Source organism: Pseudomonas sp. GX19020 (genome assembly GCF_023371075.1).
GTDB lineage: Bacteria > Pseudomonadota > Alphaproteobacteria > Rhodobacterales > Rhodobacteraceae > Pseudogemmobacter.
In genome coordinates, this window is the sequence record NZ_JAMCCR010000006.1 from 1 (window position 1) to 17,001 (window position 17,001).

17 protein-coding genes are annotated in these 17,001 nt (G+C 64.4%); 8 read left to right on the plus strand and 9 right to left on the minus strand.

Annotated elements, in window-relative coordinates:
* Window positions 1–167 precede the first annotated feature (167 nt).
* A complete protein-coding gene (locus M3484_RS11635; RefSeq protein WP_249496990.1) occupies window positions 168–1,124 on the minus strand; it encodes a ring-cleaving dioxygenase in 957 nt (318 codons plus the stop codon).
* Between the two features lie 117 nt (window positions 1,125–1,241).
* Between M3484_RS11635 and M3484_RS11640 the strand changes: the two genes are divergently transcribed.
* On the plus strand, window positions 1,242–2,183 hold the full coding sequence (locus M3484_RS11640) for a LysR family transcriptional regulator (protein ID WP_249496991.1): 942 nt from the start codon (window positions 1,242–1,244) through the stop codon (window positions 2,181–2,183).
* On the opposite strand, the gene M3484_RS11645 is transcribed toward M3484_RS11640, so the two are convergent.
* From M3484_RS11645 to M3484_RS11660, 4 genes are all read right to left on the minus strand, one after another.
* Complete coding sequence (locus tag M3484_RS11645) at window positions 2,180–3,676, minus strand: VOC family protein (RefSeq protein WP_249496992.1); 1,497 nt, start codon at window positions 3,674–3,676, stop codon at window positions 2,180–2,182. The genes M3484_RS11640 and M3484_RS11645 overlap by 4 nt on opposite strands.
* Window positions 3,677–3,727: 51 nt before the next feature.
* The gene (locus M3484_RS11650) at window positions 3,728–4,348 is read right to left on the minus strand and encodes a glutathione S-transferase family protein (protein ID WP_249496993.1); all 621 of its coding nucleotides are present in this window, start codon (window positions 4,346–4,348) and stop codon (window positions 3,728–3,730) included.
* Window positions 4,349–4,461: 113 nt separating this feature from the next.
* Window positions 4,462–5,157, minus strand: coding sequence for a DNA alkylation repair protein (locus M3484_RS11655; protein WP_249496994.1), 696 nt, complete (start codon window positions 5,155–5,157; stop codon window positions 4,462–4,464).
* A gap of 142 nt (window positions 5,158–5,299) precedes the next feature.
* Complete coding sequence (locus tag M3484_RS11660) at window positions 5,300–6,403, minus strand: histone deacetylase-like amidohydrolase (RefSeq protein WP_249496995.1); 1,104 nt, start codon at window positions 6,401–6,403, stop codon at window positions 5,300–5,302.
* Window positions 6,404–6,471: 68 nt separating this feature from the next.
* Between M3484_RS11660 and M3484_RS11665 the strand changes: the two genes are divergently transcribed.
* Window positions 6,472–6,723, plus strand: coding sequence for a DUF167 domain-containing protein (locus M3484_RS11665; RefSeq protein ID WP_092901813.1), 252 nt, complete (start codon window positions 6,472–6,474; stop codon window positions 6,721–6,723).
* Window positions 6,724–6,792: 69 nt separating this feature from the next.
* On the opposite strand, the gene M3484_RS11670 is transcribed toward M3484_RS11665, so the two are convergent.
* A complete protein-coding gene (locus M3484_RS11670) occupies window positions 6,793–7,038 on the minus strand; it encodes a DUF8831 family protein (RefSeq protein WP_249496996.1) in 246 nt (81 codons plus the stop codon).
* Between the two features lie 310 nt (window positions 7,039–7,348).
* On the opposite strand from M3484_RS11670, the gene M3484_RS11675 reads away from it, so the two are divergent.
* A complete protein-coding gene (locus M3484_RS11675; RefSeq protein ID WP_249496997.1) occupies window positions 7,349–8,080 on the plus strand; it encodes a M48 family metallopeptidase in 732 nt (243 codons plus the stop codon).
* Window positions 8,081–8,084: 4 nt separating this feature from the next.
* Complete coding sequence (locus tag M3484_RS11680; protein WP_249496998.1) at window positions 8,085–8,474, plus strand: YigZ family protein; 390 nt, start codon at window positions 8,085–8,087, stop codon at window positions 8,472–8,474.
* Between the two features lie 401 nt (window positions 8,475–8,875).
* Here the strand turns inward: M3484_RS11680 and rimO are convergent, their stop codons facing one another.
* Window positions 8,876–10,180, minus strand: a complete 1,305-nt coding sequence (rimO, locus tag M3484_RS11685) for a 30S ribosomal protein S12 methylthiotransferase RimO (protein WP_249497132.1) — start codon at window positions 10,178–10,180, stop codon at window positions 8,876–8,878.
* A gap of 323 nt (window positions 10,181–10,503) precedes the next feature.
* Here rimO and M3484_RS11690 point away from each other — a divergent pair, with 323 nt between their 5' ends.
* Window positions 10,504–12,552, plus strand: coding sequence for an AsmA family protein (locus M3484_RS11690; RefSeq protein WP_249496999.1), 2,049 nt, complete (start codon window positions 10,504–10,506; stop codon window positions 12,550–12,552).
* On the plus strand, window positions 12,542–13,024 hold the full coding sequence (locus M3484_RS11695) for a DUF4440 domain-containing protein (RefSeq protein ID WP_249497000.1): 483 nt from the start codon (window positions 12,542–12,544) through the stop codon (window positions 13,022–13,024). The genes M3484_RS11690 and M3484_RS11695 overlap by 11 nt, the downstream gene beginning before the upstream one ends.
* An 86-nt stretch (window positions 13,025–13,110) precedes the next feature.
* On the opposite strand, the gene M3484_RS11700 is transcribed toward M3484_RS11695, so the two are convergent.
* Entirely contained in the window at window positions 13,111–13,761 is a 651-nt protein-coding gene (locus M3484_RS11700; RefSeq protein WP_092898490.1) for a YiaD family glycine zipper/OmpA-like lipoprotein, read from the minus strand.
* Between the two features lie 315 nt (window positions 13,762–14,076).
* Here M3484_RS11700 and nth point away from each other — a divergent pair, with 315 nt between their 5' ends.
* Window positions 14,077–14,691 (plus strand): endonuclease III, encoded by a 615-nt coding sequence (gene nth, locus M3484_RS11705; protein WP_249497133.1) that lies wholly within the window; start codon window positions 14,077–14,079, stop codon window positions 14,689–14,691.
* On the plus strand, window positions 14,688–15,677 hold the full coding sequence (locus M3484_RS11710; protein WP_249497001.1) for an adenosine kinase: 990 nt from the start codon (window positions 14,688–14,690) through the stop codon (window positions 15,675–15,677). Before nth ends, M3484_RS11710 begins: the two co-directional genes overlap by 4 nt.
* A 217-nt stretch (window positions 15,678–15,894) precedes the next feature.
* On the opposite strand, the gene M3484_RS11715 is transcribed toward M3484_RS11710, so the two are convergent.
* Window positions 15,895–16,956 (minus strand): zinc ABC transporter substrate-binding protein, encoded by a 1,062-nt coding sequence (locus M3484_RS11715; RefSeq protein ID WP_249497002.1) that lies wholly within the window; start codon window positions 16,954–16,956, stop codon window positions 15,895–15,897.
* Window positions 16,957–17,001: the final 45 nt, after the last annotated feature.

Consider the following 17,001-nt stretch of genomic DNA (forward strand, 5'->3'; position numbering starts at 1 on the left):
TTGGCCGGGCCTGGCTTGCGCGGCTTGCACGCGGGTGATGGGGATTTCTCTGGCAAGGGGGGGGGGGGGGGGGGGCGCCCCCCCCCCCCCCCCCCCCCCCCCCCCCCCCTCCCCGCCGCCCGCCGTAAGGCGGGCGGCCAGCGCCTCTGGCGGATGATGCCTTCAGATCACAGCGGTTTCAGCCCGGCCTCGATCCGCGCGCGCTTTGCTTCGAGGAAGGGCGGCAGCGACAGGCGTTCGCCAAGGCTTTCCAGCGGCTCGTCCACGGTGAAACCAGGCGTGTCCGAGGCGATTTCGAACAGATTGCCACCGGGTTCGCGGAAGTAGAGGCTGCGGAAATAATAGCGTTCCACCTCGCCGGAAGAGGGAATGCGGAATTCCCTCAGCCGTGCGGCCCAGTCCTGGATGCCTTGCGTATCCGGGGTGCGGAAGGCGACATGATGCACCGCGCCCGCGCCCTGGCGCGCCACGGGCAGCCCGGGCTGCACCGCGACATGCAGTTCCGCCGATGGCCCGCCCTGGCCCATCGAGAAGACATGCACCTCCCCTTCGCCATCCGGGCTCGCATATTCGCCGGTCTCGCGCATGTTCATCACCCGCTCCAGCATTGCCTTTGTCGGCGCCAGGTCCGCGACCGAGATGGTGATCGGACCAAGGCCCCGGATCTGATGCGCCGCCTCGACCGGGCTGCGGTCCCAGGGGTTCGCCAGACCCGGCTGATCGGCGGTCAGCCGGAAACGCTGGCCTTCGGGGTCTTCAAAATCGAGGCTCACCCGCCCGTCAACCGTGCTGACAGCCCCGCTTTCCAGCCCATGATCGCGGATCCGTCCGGCCCAGAAATCAAAGCTGTCAGGTGCGATCCGAAGGCCGGTCCGGCTGATCGAATGCACCCCGCGCCGTTCTCGCCCCACCGGCCAGTCAAAAAAGGTCAGATCGGTGCCGGGGCTTGCCAGCCCGTCGGCATAGAAGAGATGATAGGCCGAGGTATCGTCCTGGTTCACCGTTTTCTTCACCAGCCTGAGGCCCAGGGTCTCGGTATAGAAGCGTTTGTTTTCAGGGGCATTGGCGGTGATCGCCGTCAAGTGATGGATGCCGCCGAGTGTAAGGTCAGAAGAGTTTGCCATGATCGGCCTCCTTTCGTTGTCCTGAATATGCGCGCCGATGGTGTTTCCTTCCAGCGGGGCATTGCCTGATCCGGCGTTCGCGCTTTACGAACGGGTCTGCCCAGGCGACACTCGGTCATGCGCTATACTCTTGATGAAATCGACACTTTCCTGACCGTGATGGAGCTGGGCACCGTCACCGCTGCTGCCGCGCGGCTGAACCTGTCGAAATCGGTGATCTCGAAACGGCTGGGGGATCTGGAAACCGGGCTTGGTGTGGCGCTGTTTCGCCGCAATGCCGGCCGCATCACCGCGACCGAGGCCGCACACCGGCTGGCCACCCGCTTTCGCCCGGCGCTGACCGATCTGCGCGCGGCGGCGGAATCCGCGGCATGGGGCGGGATGGGGGATGGGGAGGGGCTGCGCGGAACGCTCTCGCTTGCTGCGCCCATGACCTTTGGCACACTGCATCTGACCGGGATTATCGCGGATTTCGCGCGCCTTCATCCGGGGCTGGAGATCCGGGTCGATTATGACGACCGTGCCCGTGATCTTGCGCGCGAAGGGTTTGACCTCGCGATCCGGGTTGGCCAGTCACCGGGCGGCGCGCTGATGTCGCGAAAGCTCTGCGAGGATCGCTCGCTGGTCTGTGCCAGCCCCGATTTCCTGGCCCGCCACGGCAGTCCCGCAGGTTTGCAGGATCTGACCGGCCAGCCGGTGATCGGCTATAGCCATATCTCCAACGCGGATCTCTGGCAGCTGAGCGAGGGCGGGCGCATGGTCTCGCCCGCCGTGACCGAGCGGATCAGCGTCAATAATGGCGAGGCGATGCGCGATATGGCGGTGGCGGGGCTTGGCTTTGCGATGCTGCCCGGCTTTATCGCAGCGCCGGCATTGCAATCGGGGGCGCTGGTGGCGGTGCTCGGGCACTGTGGCACCCGCAGCCTGCCAGTGACGGCGCTCTGGCCGCCGGTGCAGCCGATGCCACTGAAGCTCCGGCGCTTCATCGACCATCTTCTGGCGCATTTCAACGGCGAAGCCCCCTGGCTCAAGATGATCCAGGGGGCGACACAGGGTTAAGCGCGGGCCCGGAGCCAGGCCCTGGCATGGGTCAGGTCGTCAGCGGCCAGCTCATGTCCGGCGGAAAGCGTCTCGGCGGTCAGATCGGCACCGCCCTGGCGCAAAGCGCTTTCCAGCGCCGGGGCCATGCGGGCGAAGGGATCGCGGGCGCCGTTCAGCATCAGGACCTCTGGTGCACCCAGCTTATCACCAGGTGGCACCTCCAGCGCCTGCACGGCGCGCAACAGTATCGCGCGGTTCACCACGCCCGGATGCAGTTGCAGGATCGCGCCCAAGAGGTTCGCGCCATTGGAATAGCCGAGGAAAGAAAGCCTCGCCTCGTCAAGCCCATAGCCCCGGATTGCACCTGCGGCGAAATCCGCAAAGGCCTCTGCCTCGGCACGGATATCCTCCTGGTCATAGGTCACCGCGTCAAAACGGCGGAACCAGCGGTTGATGCCTTCCTCGGTCGAGCGCCCGCGTACGCCCAGCAATGTGGCACGCGGATTGATCTTATGCGCCAGCGGCATGAGATCGGTTTCGTTTCCGCCGGTGCCATGCAGCAGCATGATGGTCGAGCCATCGGGGTCTTCAGGCCGGTGAAAACGGTGGATGAAGGCAAGATCGCGCATCGGAAACCTCTCCTCGCCCGGGCGGGCGAATTGCGGCAGCATGACCCGAAGATCATCTGCCCGCGCGGCATCAGAGGGCGGCACCATCAGGGTGCGGCCCAGCTGATCCGGCGCCTCATCAACGCTCATTCCCGGCCCGTCCGTGGCGTATTCGATTAGCGTGCCGGCCGGTTCGCGGACATAGAGCGACAGGAAATATTTACGGTCATGGACATGGGTGGGCCCGTAATCCTTTAGCGAGACCCGCATGGCCTGAACCGCAGCTACATCCGGGGCGCGGAACGCGACGTGATCGGCCACGCCCGCGCCCTGGATCGAGGGGACGAAGCCGGAAACCTCGCGGATATCAACCACATCCGTGTCAGAGTTGAGCCGGCGGCTGGCGCCGTCGCGGGCGATATCGGCATAGCCGAAGCGGGTGATGAAACCGGCGGTCTCATCGCCTTTATCGGTCAGGATCGTGACGCCCCGGACCCGCATCGCAGCCATGGTATCGGTGCCGGTCAGCTTCACGACCATCCCGTCCGGGTCTTTCAGCCGCAAGACCGGCTCGCCGAATTCCCGAGCCGGCCCTTCGACCTGGATCCGCGCCGACAGAGCTTTGGTCAGCCAGTCGCCGATCGTCTCCGGCGGCACCGCCAGAGCGATTTCCGAAACCTGGCCTAGGCCGGTGCGGCCCTTTCCCGCAGCCTCCCAGACAAGGAAGGTCAGAAGCGAGCCGGGGCTGCCGACCGCGTCGCCATAGATCAGGTGGAGCTGTTCGGCATCCTCAAATCCCCCGGTCTGTTTGACCAGGTTCAGGCCCAGAAAGCCCATATAGAAATCGACATTCGCCTGAACATTGGCGGTGATGCCGGTGACGTGATGGATACCAGTGGTCATTTCTGCTCTCCTGCAGGGATTGGCCCCGCCTTGCTTGCTTGCCAGCCGTTCTTATTTAGCAGCTTCCCGGGCAAGGATTTTCTGCACGGCCTCGCCTGCTGCCAGCCGGTCATAGAGCGCCTGAACATGGGGATAGTCCTTCAGCCCGCCGGGGATCTTTGCGCGACCCCAGCGGATCATCGGGAAGGCATAGGCGTCAATCACCGAACGCCCGCCGTCGAGGAACCAGTCGCGCCCCGTCAGATGATCGTTCAGCACCGCGAATTTCTTCTTCACCTGTTCAATCCCGGCGGCGGCCACGGCGGCTTTTGCCGCATCGGAGCCATCGGTCGTGTAGCGGTCGGGCATGAAGACGGGCCAGAAGGCGGCATGGACATCCGAGGTCAGGAAGGCCGACCATTTATGCGCCTCGGCCTTGGCGCGCAGGCTGTCGCCGCCCGCAAGCCCGGCCTCGGGGTGTTTTTGCGCGAGATAGTCGAGGATCGCGCCGGCCTGGGTCAAAAGCCAGCCATCATCTTCACGCAAAACCGGCACTGCGCCGGTCGGATTGACCGCGAGGATCTCGGGCGAGCCGGCGGTGACCCGCACTGCCTCATAAGGCGCGCCGATCCATTCCAGCACGATATGGGGCGCCAGCGAACATGCGCCCGGTTTGTAGAAAAGAGTGGTCATTCCTGCCTCCTGTCGAAACCTTCATCGACTATATGCCATTTCGCGGCGCCAGGGGGCAGTCCCCGGAGCCGGAATGCCGCGTTCGTAAATACCGAACGGCAGGAGGTTAAGTGTCAGCTTTGCGGCAGCCAGGTGCGGGCAACCTTTTTCGCGAAACTCTTCAGACCCTGGCCGGGGCCGGCGAGGAATTCCTCTGCCCGGGCCGCGTCATGTTTCGAGAAATCGCGAATCCACCAGCCGACCGCCTTTTGCATGAACCAGTCGCTTTCAGAGACATAGCGGGCGGCCCAGCCCAGCACCCGCTCGCGGATGTCCAGATCCGCTGCTTTCGGGTTGCTCATCCGTGCCCAGGGCAGGGTGAAAACCAGCGTCGCACGGCGCGACCACATATGCGGCGAGGTCACCCAGGCCTCGACCTCGTCAAGGCGCGACGGATCGGCGATCAGCCGTCGCCCGCCGGCATCGGCAACATGATCGGCAATCGCCCAGCCATCAAACTGCGGCACCCAGGAGGCGATCAGCGCCCAGACGCCGTCATCCGGGCGGATCCGCGCCTGGACCATCAGCTTGGCCGCTGCGATCCGCGCCTCATGGATATTACTGTCCCAAAGGCCGGAGGCCAGTGCGATCCTCTGGTCAATATCGATGTCTTCGCGCCAGGCTTTTGCCATTTCCGTCAGCACCGGCACCGGGATGCCAAGACAGTCGCGGGCGGTCTTGTGATAGCTGGCCGCCTCGGCGGCACGGGCCGGGTCAGCGGCGGCACGAAGCCCGGCAAGCGCGGCCTCAAGAGTGATCTGGTCTGTCATTTTGCGGCTCCGGCCCCGGGGCTGTCTGCGGGGGAGCCTCTGCTATAACCGCCCACCCGCACGGGGACCAGATCGCGAAAGGCTCCGTCATCAGGACTGGCTGCCCTGCGAGGGAGTGCGAGCCGGCCTGCAATTCCGGGGCTCAGGCCGAATGCAGAACGGCAAGCTCGCGGATCCAGTCCAGGTGGAACGCATCCGCCCGCGCCGGGGGCTGCCGTTGCAGAAGTGTCGCGGCCAGCGGGTCGGGGGCGCTGGTCTTGCTGCCTGAAAGCTCTTCAAGCACCGCGTGGCCGCAAAACGGGACATGGACCTCGGAATAGCCGCCCTCATGGCTCAGAACGAGGCGCCCGCCGCACAGATCCCGCGCCGCCTCCATCACCATCCGTGTCATCTGTCGGAAGGTCTCGGCCGTGGCGAGCATCCGGCCCAGCGGATCAACGCCCGACGCATCAAAGCCGCAGGCCACAAGAATCACATCCGGGCGAAACCGGTGCAGCGCCGGGACGACGATCTCTTCAAACACAGTCAGATAGGCGAGATGACCGGCACCGGGCGGCAATGGCAGATTGATATTGGCGCCGAGCCCGGCGCCTTCGCCGCGATCTTTCGCATCTCCGGTATCAAGGGGGTAATTATGCTCCTGATGGATGGAAATCGTCAGCACATCGGGATCGGCGTAATAAATCGCCTCGGTGCCATTGCCGTGATGCACATCCCAGTCCACCACCGCAAATCGGGTCGCACTTCCCTCGGCGCGGGCGGCCTCGATCGCCACCGCAATATTGTTGATCAGGCAAAAGCCATTCGGCCAGTCGGGAAGGGCATGATGCCCCGGCGGGCGCGAGAGGGCATAGGCATTCTGCATGTCACCTGCCAGCACAGACCGCAGCGCGGCGACGGTCAGCCCCGCAGAAAGCGCCGCAATCTCGTACCCGCCGCGCCCGAACGGCGTGCGCAGACCGAGCTCGCCGCCCCCCGCATCCGAGGCCGCGCGAAAGGCGTCAAGATAGGCCCGGGGATGCACCCGGGCGAGTTCCTGATCCGTGGCCGGATCGCCGCTGCGGTGGTCGAGATCACGGATCAGCCCGGTCACCTCGATCAGGTTCTTCAGCCGGCGCTTGGTTTCAGGGTTTTCGGGCAGCCCGCCCATGGTTGGCTGTACAAGGCCACCAACCGGCAGGGTCAGCGCATAATTGCCGCCGCCATGCCAGAAACACCGCTCATCTGAGAAAAAACCTGTGACCATCCGGGCCTCCTGTCTTGTGGCCAGAGTTGCGAAGCCCAATGCTGACCGCAAGGGGAAAGGACGCGAATATGACTTTGCCGGATCTGACCGGAATGGCGGTGAGCGGGACGGAAATCGCAGTGCGGGTAACGCCCAATGCGCGGCGCGAACAGCTGGAGCCCGGCATGCCCGTCAGGATCAGCGTGACGGTGGTGCCCGAAGACGGCCGCGCGACCCTTGCGGCGCGCGATCTGCTGGCGAAAGCGATGGGCGTGGCCAAATCGCGGCTCACCCTGATCCGGGGGGCCAAATCGCGCGACAAGCTCTTTCGGCTGGACTGAACCCGTGGCCCGCATCTGAAGACGCGGCACCCGCCAGCCCCCTGAACTGCGCGAAAGATGCGTCCGGTCTCAGCGTTTGCGCATTTCGATCCGATAGCTGCCCTCGGGCAGGTCGAGCGCAGCGGCCAGATCGGCGATCTGCGCCATCGACAGGGTGATGCGCGAGGTTTCATCGGTCTCGGGATCGGTCTGTTCGACCGTCACGCATTCATCAAAAGCGGTGATGGTGATATCGCCGGTCAGCGGCATGCCATCGCCCCCCTCGTCGATCAGGGTGACAACCGTGGCGTCATATTCGTGCTCGATCGTAAACATGAGGCCAGCATGGCCGCTTTGCGCGCGGGGGGCAATGTATCCGGCCCCGCTTCCGCGATTATTTCCTCCCCATGGCAGAGCCCTTTGCGGGCCGCCCGGTCTGGCGGTAAACTATTGGTGTGCAGGCGCGCGCGCGTGATCCACATCCCGCCCTGGTGGCAATGTGCCCTTTCCGCGGGGGGAGAGTTGCTGCTAAGGCTGAACTGCCTTTTTCAGATTGTCCGGCGCCATGGTTCTCGATTCCCCGTCCAAAATTTCCCCTCTGGCCCTGATGCCTGGTCTGATCCCCGCCCTGGGACGGCTGGCCCGGATGCCGGTTCTCGCCGCGGGGCTTGCGGCTGCGATGGCGCTGTCGGCCTGTGTGGTCCCTGCGGGCTATCCCACCGGGAGCGGACCAGGCAGCACCACGACGCGCCAGGAAGTTCTGACCTCGAACGGCAAGCCGCTTGCCGCCAATGACCCGATCCTTGACGTCGCCGCGCGTATGACCCCGGTTGTCATTCGGTTTTGCCGCGAGAAGCTGCGCAGGGGCAATTGCGCCTTCCAGATCGCAGTGGATGAAGACCGCGCGCAGCCCGCCAATGCCTTCCAGACGCTTGACGACAATGGCCGCCCGGTGATCGTCTTCACCCGCAGCCTGCTCAATTTGGCGAAGAACCCCGATGAGCTGGCCTTCGTGCTGGGCCATGAGGCGGCGCATCACATTGCCGGCCATATCCCGCGCCGTCAGGATCAGGCGATGACGGGGGCGATTCTGGTTGGCATCCTTGGCCAGTCGGCAGGCCTGACCGGCGAGGAACTGAAGCGCGTCCAGGAAATTGGCGCGGGCCTTGCCGCCCAGCATTATTCCAAGGAATTCGAGCTGGAAGCCGACGCGCTGGGGGCCGAGATCGCGATGGCGGCGGGCTATGATCCGATCCGGGGTGCGAATTTCTTTACCCGTCTGCCCGATCCCGGTGATCGTTTCATGGGGTCGCATCCCGCGAATTCCGAACGCCTCGCCGTGGTCCGTGCGACGGTGAAGCGGCTCGCGGGCGGCTGAGCGGATGGCGAATCTGCCGGATAGAGGCTTCACGCTTGCTGATGTGATCCGTGACCGAGGCTCGCGTTATGCGGTGTCGGGCGGGCCAGTGGCGGATAAGGCAGGCGCCCTGGCCTTTCTCACGGCTTTGAAACGCGACAAGAAATTCGCCAAAGCGACCCATAATTCCTGGGCTGCCGATACGCTGGCAGACGGGCCTTTGCGCAATGATGACGGCGAAAGCGGTGCGGCGGCGATCATCCTTCGGATGCTTGAGCGCGAGGGGTTGAAGGACCATATCATTGTCGTCACCCGCTGGTATGGCGGTGTGCATCTGGGCGGCGACAGGTTTTCGCATGTCACCGCCTGTGTCCGGGCCTGGTTTGAGGCGCGGCGCGAACAGACCGGGCGCTGACGCGCGCCCGGACCCGTGGCCGTGCCACTTCGGTCGCTTTGTCGCGCGGCAGATCGCGGCCAGATCACGGCGCAGAACCGTGTCGAGCACCGGCCCCGCTCCGTCGCTGAGCAGGCTGCGGCCATTCATATGTTCCGGCTGGATCGCCTGGCGCAGGGTCAGCTACGATTTCTTGCTCTGGCGGGTCAGCCCATCCTTTGCCCAGGCGCGATCCGTGTCGCTGTCGGCGCGCCCGTGATCAGCAACGCCATGGACCGGCGCCTGCCAAGGAGAATGGAATGATGCAAAAACACAGAAAAGCCTCCGTAATACGGGCTCTCTGTGGCAAAAGAAGATGGCGCGAAAGCGGCATATCAGTGCCGCTACTGGTCTCGCCGCGCCGCCGTCTCAGAGGGAGCGGTTCAAACCAGCCGGCCCCAGAGGTCATATTCCCCGGCCTCATCCACTTCGATCGTGACGATATCGCCGGGGGCCAGCCCCTCGAAATCCTCGTCGATAAAGAGATTGCCATCGATTTCCGGCGCGTCCGCTTTGGTGCGGCAGGTGGCGCCGTCTGCATCCACTTCATCGACGATCACTTCGATCCGGGTGCCGATTTTCGCGGCCAGTTTCGCCTCGGAAATCGCCTGGGCTTTCTCCATAAAGCGGGCAAACCGCTCTTCCTTGACCTCTTCCGGCACATGATCGGGCAGGCTGTTTGACCGTGCACCGCTCACATTCTCGTATTTAAACGCACCAACCCGGTCGAGCTGCGCCTCATCCAGCCAGTCGAGCAGCGTCTGGAACTCTGCCTCGGTCTCGCCGGGATACCCCACGATAAAAGTCGAGCGCAGCACGATATCGGGGCAGGCGGCGCGCCAGGCGGCGATCTCGTCCAGCGTCCGCGACGCCGCTGCGGGGCGCGCCATACGTTTCAGCACCTCGGGATGCGCGTGCTGGAAGGGGATGTCGAGATAGGGCAGGATCAGTCCTTCCGCCATGGCCGGGATCAGGTCGCGCACATGCGGATAGGGATAGACGTAATGCATCCGGACCCAGGCACCGAGCGAGCCGAGATCGCGCGCCAGCGACAGGATCGGGAATTTCTCGTCGCGGCCTTTCCAGTCGGTGCCATAGGCCGAAGTGTCCTGGCTGATGACCAGCAGCTCTTTCACGCCTGCCTCGACCAGCTTTTCCGCCTCGCGCAAGACCGCCTTTGCCGGGCGTGACTGCAGCTTTCCGCGCATGTCGGGGATGATGCAGAACTTGCACTTATGATCGCAACCCTCTGAAATCTTGAGATAAGAGAAATGTCGTGGCGTGAGGCGGATGCCTGAGGCCGGCAGGAGGTCGATAAACGGATCGGGCGAGGGCGGCACGACGCCATGCACCGCATCCAGAACCTGTTCATATTGATGTGGGCCGGTCACGGCCATCACTTTGGGATGCGCGCCGGTGATATATTCGGGTTCGGCCCCCAGGCAGCCGGTCACGATCACCCGGCCATTCTCGCGCAGGGCTTCGCCAATCGCATCGAGGCTTTCGGCCTTGGCCGAATCCAGAAACCCGCAGGTGTTCACGATCACCGCATCGGCACCCTTGTAATCGGGCGAGATCGCATAGCCCTCGGCCCGGAGCCGCGTCAGGATCCGCTCGCTGTCGACCAGCGCTTTGGGGCATCCGAGCGAGACCATGCCAATTGTCGGCTGCCCCTCACGGCGCGCCATTTCGGGGACGGTTGCACGGGCAAGGTCAGGGCGGAGGAGCGGAGGATTTTGCGACATGCGCGCGCATATAGGCCATTCCCGCCGCCTCGGATAGAGGGATCGGTTTCTGCCGCGCCTCAAAGTATAAAAGGCCTTCGCCGCCGGCTTCCTGACAGAAATACTCCCGCTGCAAGGCGCCCGCATCCCGGGCAGGGGAACAAAAGGGCCTCCGCTCCCGGCAATTTGATGCCAGAGCCGTGCTGCAACACGCAGCGCTCCTTGCCCGGGGAACCGCTCCGCTCCTAAACTCGTTACCAGAGCACAATAAAAGACTGGAGACGGCGATGCGGTGGGTTTGGCGGGCGCTTGCGGGTCTGGCGGTCCTCGTGCTGATCCTGGTGGTCGGTGTCATGCTGATCCCGACCGAACGGATCGCCCGGCTGGCGGCGGATCAGTTCGAAAAAGCCACCGGCCGTGCCCTGCATATCGAGGGCGAGGTATCGCCCCGGTTCTGGCCGGTTCTGGGCATCAAAACCGGTCCGGTCACCATCGCCAATGCCGCCTGGTCCGACAGTGCCACGCCGCTCTTTGCGGCGGACAGCGTGACCATCGAACTCAGTGCTTCGGCGCTTCTCGGGGGCGATGTGAGAATCCTTGGGATCGCGTCGCAACGCCCGCGTCTCCAGCTTGAACGCAGCAAAAGCGGCGAAGCCAACTGGGAATTTCAGCCCGAGCCAGTCGCTACAACAGACGGGGCGGGGGATACCGCACCCGCCGTCACTGCGCCCGCTGGCCCGACCGCCTTCACGCTCGAACGCGGTCTCATCTCCGGCGCGACACTGCGCTATATCGACCATGGCACGGGTCAGGATCTGGTGCTGGACGGGGTCGATGCCGAGATTTCCATTCCCGATTTCACCGGGCCCTTCACCCTGAACGCGCGCGCGGTCGCCTCTGGCCAGCCCCTGTCGATCAGCGCCGAAGGCGGGGTATTTTCCGCCTTTGCCGATGGGCGGGTGGTGCCGCTGACGCTTGATCTGACCATCGGGCAGAACCGGATCGGCTTTGTCGGGCGTGGCGGCTGGGCGCCCCGGGCGGCCGAGGGCGCGCTGACCGCCAGTCTTTCCGATATCCCCGCCCTGGGGGCGGCCCTGGGAACGGCGGTTTCGGCCCCTCCTGCGGGCTTTGGCGCCGACAGGCTTTCCGTCACCGGCCAGGTGATGCTGGATGAAAAAGGCGCGCTCTATCTTCGGGGCGCTGAAATCATGGCGGATAACAACCGCCTGCTCGGGGATCTTGATCTGAGCCAGGGCGAGGCGCGCCCGAAGATCTCGGGCAATCTGCGCGCAGATGCGCTTGAGTTCGCTGGCCTCTCGGGCGGCGGTGGCAGCCCTGGACCCGGCGGTGGCGCAGCGGGAGGCATGCAGGCACGGGGCTGGCCCAGGGATCATATCGACGTCTCGGCCCTTGGCCTCGTCGATGCCAATATCAGCCTCGCCGCCAATTCGGTCGATCTGGGCGTGGTGAAATTCGGTGAAACCCGCTTCATGCTGACCATTGACCGCGCGCGTGCGGTGTTCGATCTGCGCCAGCTTGCGGCCTATGGTGGCGCGGTCAGCGGCGAATTCGTGGTCAATGGCCGGGGCGGGCTGTCGGTCGGGGGCAATCTTTCGCTTGTGGGGCTCGATGTAGCGCCCCTGATGCAGGATCTTGCCGGCTGGGACCGGATGATCACAAAGGCGAGCCTCAATCTGAAATTCCTCGGCGTCGGCAATTCCATTGATGAGATCATGCGCAGCCTGAAAGGGGATGGCAGCCTGACGCTGGGCAAGGGGGAACTCCGGGGGCTCGATATCGCGGGCATGCTGCGTCGGCTCGACACCTCTTATGTCGGCGAGGGGCAGAAGACGATTTTCGACGGGATCGCCGGCACATTCACCATTCTGGACGGCAATCTCACCACCAGCGATCTGAGCCTCGTCGCCCCCTACCTGACCGCAAGCGGCGCGGGTCGCATCGGGCTGGGGGACCGCGATCTCGACATGCGGCTGCGCCCGACCGCCTTCCCGGGCGGCGGTGAGGGCACCGGCGGTGTGATGGTGCCGTTGCGGATCACCGGTTCCTGGGCGGATCCGACCTACCGCCTGGATCTCGAGGCCATCGCGCGCGAAAAGATGGAGGCCGAGGCAAAGGCCGCCGAGGAACGGCTGAAACAGGAGGCGAAAGAGGCGGAAGCGCGGGCGAAAGCCGAGCTTGAGGCAAAGCTGAAATCCGAGCTCGGGATCGAGGCCGCCGCAGAGGAAAGCCTGCAGGATGCCGCCAAACGCCGCGCCCGCGAGGCGGTCTCGCAAGAGGCCGGGCGGCTTCTGGAAGGGATCCTTGGTGGCAACTGATCTGCTGGCCGAGCTGACAGCGGCCGAGAACCGGGTCTGGCAGGCGCTGGTGGCGGGCGATGCCACCGCAGATGGGGCGGCGCTGGATGACAGCTTTCTGGGCGTCTATCCGAGCGGGTTCTCCGACAAAGCCGGCCATATCGGCCAACTCGCAGAGGGTCCGGTGATGGAGCATTTCCGGCTTTCAGAACTGCGCCTTATGCGCCTGGGCAGCATTGACCCGCATGACATGACCCCACAAGACCTGGGACCGCATGAGAAGAGGGGGCCTCGCGACGGGTCTGGAGACAGCGGGGCACCCGGCCCGGGCGCTGCCACAGAGCTGGCTCTCCTGGCCTATCGTGCCGATTTTCGCCGCAAGGGCGCGATCAGGGATGAGGCCTGCTATGTCAGTTCGATCTGGCGCCGACAGGGCGGGGCCTGGATCAATCTCTTCAGCCAGGACACGCCGGTTGCAGGTATCGCGGGCTGAGCCCCGGGGCAGAGCCACACAAAAGAACCTCAGGACATTAAAAAAGGGCCGGGTAATCCCGGCCCTTCTGCATTCTTTCCGCCGGCTCAGTTGGTCGGGCGGATATAGATTTCGACGCGGCGGTTCTTGGCGCGACCGTCGGCGGTCTGGTTCGAGGCCACCGGCACATCTTCGCCCCGGCCAATTGCCGAGATCCGGCCCGCTGGTACGCCATTGTTGCGCAAAACGGTCGCAACCGAATTGGCGCGGCGCTGCGACAGGTCGAGGTTATAGGCGGCAGCCCCGGTCGAATCGGTATGGCCGATGATCTGGACCTGGCTGTTCGGATAGCGCGTCAGGCTTTGTGCCACGGCGCGCAGATCGCCCTGCAGCGAGCCCGAAAGCGTGGCGCTGTCGGTTGCGAACAGCAGATCCTGCGGCATGTTCACCAGCAGGTAATCGCCATGATTGGTGACATTGACGCCCGGCGACATCTGCGAGCGCAGCTCGGCCGCCTGCTGATCCAGCGTCGCCCCGATGGCGCCGCCCGCGATGGCGCCGATCACGCCGCCCACGGCCGCCTTGCCAAGGCTGCCCTTGCCGCCCGAGCTGGCGCCCGCTGCCGCGCCGACCAGACCGCCCATGATCGCGCCTTGTTGGGTGCGGGCATTGGGATTGTCGGGATAGGCATTCGGATCGACGCAGCCCGTCAGGGCGATGACGCATACCGAAGCAAGTAGAATGGAAATCCTGGTCATGGTGCTGCTCTTGTCTGACAGAGGTTTGGCCCGCAAAAGGCCGGGCTTGCCCTATCCTATATCACCTGGAAAGGATCGGTGACAGTGGGGTGACGCTGACCTGTCCCATGCGCGGCTCTGTGCCGATCGGCCCATGTTTACGGCTTTCCGAGCAAAAGGCGTGAGGGATTGTTTTCCGCTGGTCCGGGCGCCCGCTCCGGAGGTGTCCGCCACGGGCCAGAGGACAAACCCGCTGCAATTGGCGCAAAACGCTTGTTTCCCGCCCTCCCGCCATGGCAAAGCGCTGCCATGATACGCCAGCTCGATTACAACGCGATGCACGCCGTCTTCACCCGCTTTCGGGAAACCGAAGCCGAACCGAAGGGCGAGCTTGACCACACCAACGCCTTCACGCTGCTGGTGGCGGTGGCGTTGTCGGCTCAGGCCACCGATAAGGGCGTGAATCGCGCGACGCGCGAGCTGTTTCAGATCGCCGATACGCCGGAAAAGATGCTCGCGCTTGGCGAGGAGCGCCTGATCGAGCATATCAGGACCATCGGCCTTTATCGCAATAAGGCGAAAAACGTCATCAGGCTCAGCCAGCGGCTGATTGACGAATATGGCGGCGAAGTGCCGTCCTCGCGCGCAGCCCTCGTGACGCTGCCCGGGGTCGGCAGGAAAACCGCCAATGTCGTGCTGAATATGTGGTTCCGCATCCCGGCCCAGGCCGTCGACACCCATATTTTCCGCATCGGCAACCGCAGCGGCATCTGTCCGGGCCGCGACGAGACCGCCGTTGAGCGCGCCATCGAAGACAATGTTCCCGCCGAATTCCAGCAACACGCGCATCACTGGCTGATCCTGCATGGGCGGTATATCTGCGTCGCGCGAAACCCCAAATGCGGCATCTGCCCGATCAGAGACTGGTGCCTTTTCGAGGAGAAGACATGAAGAAATACCAGGTCGTGGGCATCGGAAATGCCATCGTGGATGTGCTCTCCACTGCGGATGACAGCTTTCTGACGCGCACCGGCATCGAAAAGGGCATCATGCAGCTGGTCGAGCGCGAGCGGGGCGAGTTTCTCTATGATGCGATGGACAATCGTCGCGAGGCGCCGGGCGGCTCGGTCGCGAATACCATCGCGGGCCTTGGCAGCCTTGGCCTTTCGACCGGCTTTATCGGCCGGGTCAGCGATGATGGCCTTGGTCGCTTTTACGCGCAAAGCATGGCGGATGAGGGCACCGATTTCGTAAACCCGCCGGTGCCGGGCGCAGAGCTTCCGACATCGCGCTCGATGATCTTTGTCTCGCCCGATGGCGAGCGTTCGATGAACACCTATCTCGGGGTCTCGTCCGAACTGGGGCCGGAGGATGTGTCGGATTCGGTCGCCGGTGGCGCCGGGATCCTGTTCCTTGAGGGCTATCTTTACGACAAGGACAAGGGCAAGGCGGCGTTTGAACGCGCGGCGAAGCTGACCCGTCAGGGCGGCGGCAAGGCCGGGATCGCACTTTCGGACCCGTTCTGCGTCGACCGTCACCGCGACAGTTTCCGCAAGCTGGTGAAAGATCTCGATTACGTCATCGGTAATGAGCATGAATGGGCCTCGCTTTACGAGACCGATCTGTCATCGGCGCTGGAACAGGCGGCGCAGGATGCCGGGCTGGTGGTCTGCACGCGCTCTGGCTCCGAAGTGATCCTGATCCGCGGCGATGAGCAGGTGGTGGTGCCGGTCACCCGCGTGGTGCCGGTCGATGCGACCGGGGCAGGGGATCAGTTCGCGGCGGGCTTCCTTTATGGTCTCGCGACCGGGGCCTCGCTCGAAGTGTCTGGCCGGATGGGCTGCGTCGCCGCTGCCGAGGTGATTGGCCATTTCGGCGCACGCCCCGAGACGGATGTGCTGGGGCTGTTCCGCGCCGCAGGTCTGGTGACTGGCTGACCACAGGAAAGCCGGGCGCATCCTTGCGCCCGGTTTCTTATAGAGAAACCGGGCCGCCGCCTGCTGCAGCGACCCGGTTCCGGCGGGCAGCCGATGCGGCTGCTGCGCGGGTCATCCTGGTTGCGGCGCCTCTTTCCTCGCGAACAGCTGATTTGTGATGCCGCCGCCGATGATCAGCCCGATACACCCGGGGGCACGCCACATTCAGAGCCTCTGATCAGGGTTGCGCGACAGGGCCTGCCGACAGGCATTCGGCGAGATGCCGGGCGGTCGAGGTCAGCAGCAGCGTATAGAGCTCCGGTCCCGGTTCCATCGCGGTCCCCACGGGGTCAAGCGCGGCGCCGATCCGGACACCGGTGTTTTCCGCCACCCGTTCCGCCAGAGCCGGGTCCTGTCCGGCCTCGGGGAAAAGGCAGACCACCTCTCCGGCGGCGACTTTCGCGCGCAGTTCGGTAAGGTGTTTCGCGCCCGGCGTGCTGGCATCCCCCGGCGAAATCGATCCTGCAGAGCTGAGCCCGTAATGCGCGGTGAAATAGCCCCAGGCGTCATGAAAGCCTACGAAAGGCTGGTTTTTGATCGGAGCGAGCAGCGCCTGCGCCTCGGTATCGGCGGCCGTGATTTTCTCTGCGGCGGCGGTGGCATTGGCCTGATAAATTGCTGCGTTCTCCGGATCCAGCCGACCCAGTTCAGCTGCGATCACCCCGAGCCAGAGCTTGCCATTGGCCGGGTCGAGCCAGGCGTGGGGGTCGGTTCCCTCATGGGAATGATCATGGTCATGATCATGGCCGTCGCCCGCGGCCTCGCCATGGTCATGACCGTCTTCATGGTTGTGATCATGATCATGATCGTGCGCATGATCATGTCCGTGGTCGTGGTCATGCTCCTCTGCATCGCCGTCTTTGGCATAATCCTGCAGATGCGTGCCCTTTGTCGCAAGGAGGCCGAGCACCGCTGCGCCGGACGGCCGCAGCGCGAGCGGCTGTTCAATCCAGGGCGTCAGCTCCGGCCCGATCAGTACCACCAGATCCGCCGCCGAAAGCGCGCGCGCCTGGGACGGGCGCAGCTGGAAATGATGTTCGGATGCGCCGGGTTCCAGCAGGAGATCGGGCTGGCCGAGATCCCCCATCACCGCTGCGACCAGCGAGTGGACCGGCGGGATATCGGTCACCACTTTCGGCACTTCGGCAAAGGCGGCGGTGGCAAAGGCCGCAGGAAGGAGAGCGGCGCTGCCAAGCAGGATGGCGGCGCTGGAAAGGGTGTTCGATATGATATAACGCATGAGACAGGTCTTCCGCTTGAGAGGCGCATGATCTATGTATGTAAT